2 protein-coding genes are annotated in these 2,517 nt (G+C 72.2%); both read left to right on the top strand.

What is annotated here, in order from left to right; translation table 11 throughout:
- The first annotated feature begins 137 nt into the window (after window positions 1–137).
- A complete protein-coding gene (locus AB0M52_RS33135) occupies window positions 138–1,829 on the top strand; it encodes a ribonuclease J (RefSeq protein ID WP_363961795.1) in 1,692 nt (563 codons plus the stop codon).
- Window positions 1,830–1,899: 70 nt separating this feature from the next.
- Window positions 1,900–2,517: S1 family peptidase (locus tag AB0M52_RS33130; protein ID WP_363961794.1), on the top strand; the 618-nt coding region annotated here is incomplete at its 3' end.

The raw sequence follows: 2,517 nt of genomic DNA, 5'->3' as shown, positions 1-2,517 counted from the left end.
GCCGCCGCTGGTGGACGCCACTGACGGCCAGGTTGCCCAGCTGCGCGCCGACTGCGCGGCAGCGGGTCTACCGCTTTCCGAATGATCGAACGACACGATGGACGCCGGGTGACGGCGTCGCAGAATGAGGTGAACGCGTGACCGAGGCGCACAACGAGGAGGCCCAACTGCCCCCGCCGCTGCCGGAGGGCGGACTGCGGATCATGCCGCTCGGCGGGCTCGGCGCCATTGGTCGGAACATGACCGTCTTCGAGTACGACGGGAAGCTGCTGGTCGTCGACTGCGGCGTGCTCTTCCCCGACGTGGAGCAGCCGGGCGTCGATCTGATCCTGCCCGACTTCGGTCCCATCCTCGACCGGCTCGACGACATCCAGGCGATCGTGCTGACCCACGGCCATGAGGACCACATCGGCGCCGTGCCCTACCTGCTCGCCCACAAGACCGACATCCCGCTGGTCGGCTCGCAGTTCACCCTCGCGCTGGTCGAGGCGAAGCTGGCCGAGCGGCGCATCCAGCCGTACACCCTGACCGTGCGGGAGGGCGGCCGGGAACGGCTCGGCCCGTTCGAGTGCGAGTTCTTCGCCGTCAACCACTCGATCCCGGACGCGCTCGCGGTGGCCATCCGCACCCCGGCCGGGCTGGTGCTGCACACCGGCGACTTCAAGATGGACCAGCTTCCGCTGGACGGCCGGATCACCGACCTGGCCGGGTTCGCCCGGCTCGGCGCCGAGGGCGTGGACCTGCTGCTGTCGGACTCCACCAACGCGGAGATCCCCGGCTTCGTCACGCCCGAGCGGGAGATCGGCCCGGTCCTCGACTCGATCTTCGCCAAGGCGCGCGGCCGGATCATCGTCGCCTCGTTCGCCTCCCACGTGCACCGGGTGCAGCAGGTCTTCGACTCGGCGCTCGAACACGGCCGCAAGGTGGCCCTGATCGGCCGGTCGATGGTCCGGAACATGGGCATCGCCCGTGACCTGGGGCTGCTGAACATCCCGCCCGGCCTGGTCGTCGGCCTGGACGAGGCGACCTCGATGCCGCCCGAGCAGATCGTGCTGATGTCCACCGGTTCGCAGGGCGAGCCGATGAGTGCCCTGGGCCGGATGGCCAGCGGTGACCACCGGCACATCACCATCGCCCCGGGCGACACCGTGGTGCTGGCCTCCTCGCTGGTGCCGGGCAACGAGACCTCGGTCTACCGGGTGATCAACCGACTGGCCCGAGCCGGCGCGGTGGTGGTGCACAAGGACGTGGCCAAGGTGCACGTCTCCGGCCACGCCCCCGCCGGGGAGCTGCTCTACCTGCTCAACGTCGTACGGCCGAGCAACCTGATGCCGGTGCACGGGGAGTGGCGGCACCTGCGCGCGCACGCCCGGCTGGGCATCGAGTCCGGCGTGGCGGCCGACCGGGTGGTGCTCTGCGAGGACGGCGACGTGGTCGACCTGGTGGAGGGCCGGGCCAGCCTGGTCGGGCACGTCAAGAGCCGATACGTCTACGTCGACGGCCTGGCCGTCGGTGACGTCAGCGAGTCGCTGCTCACCGAGCGTCGCATCCTCGGCGACGGTGGGTTCATCGCCGCCACCGTCGTGGTGGACTCGGTCACCGGCAAGGTGGTTGCCGGCCCGACGGTGTCCGCCAAGGGCTTCTCCGAGGACCCGGAGGCGTTCAACGCGGTGATCCCGCTGGTCACCGAGGCGCTCAACCGGGCCGCGGCGGACGGGATCACCGATCCGCACCAGCTCCAGCAGATCGTCCGTCGCACCGTGGGCCGCTGGGTCAACGACGCGTACCGCCGCCGCCCGATGATCGTCCCCACCGTCGTGGAGGTCTGAACCGTTCGGGTCTTTTGCCCGTACTCCGTCCCGGCAGGCGTACCCACGCCGGCCGGGAGGAGCGTGGCGGATGGACCGCAGACGATTGACAGCCATCGGTGTCGTGGTGGCGGCGGTGGGCGCGGCGGCGGCGGTGGCCCTGCCGTCGTTCGCCGGTGACGATGGCGCGCCGCGCAGCGCGCCGACCAGCCAGGCGGTGGACGGAGCCGACCCGGAGGTGGTCGAGGCGATGCGCCGGGACCTGCGGCTGGACCAGACGCAGGTGGCCGCCCGGCTGAAGACCGAACGCTGGGCGACCGGCGTGGTCGACCAGCTGCGGGCGCAGCTCGGCGCGGACTACGGCGGCAGTTGGCTCAGCGCCGACGGCAGCCAGCTCAACGTGGCGGTCGCCAACCCGGCCGAGGCGCAGCGGGTGCGGGACGCCGGGGCGGTGCCGAAGGTGGTGGAGCGCGGGGTCGGGCAACTCGACGCGCTCAAGACCCGGATGGACCGGACCGCCGCGCGGGCCGCGCAGGTCTCCGGCTGGTACGTCGACGTCGCCTCGAACGCCGTCGTGGTGCTCGCCGAGCCGGGCGCGGAGGCGGCCGGGTGGCGCTTCGTCGCCCGCGCCGGGGTGCCCCGCCAGGCGGTCCGGATGGCCACCGAGGAGCAGCCGCGGCTGCTGGCCGACGTACGCGGCGGTGATCCG

This window comes from Micromonospora sp. NPDC051296 (assembly GCF_040682255.1).
GTDB lineage: Bacteria > Actinomycetota > Actinomycetes > Mycobacteriales > Micromonosporaceae > Micromonospora > Micromonospora craterilacus.
Note: the sequence above shows the minus strand (reverse complement) of the source record. Positions and strands in the feature narration are given on the sequence as shown.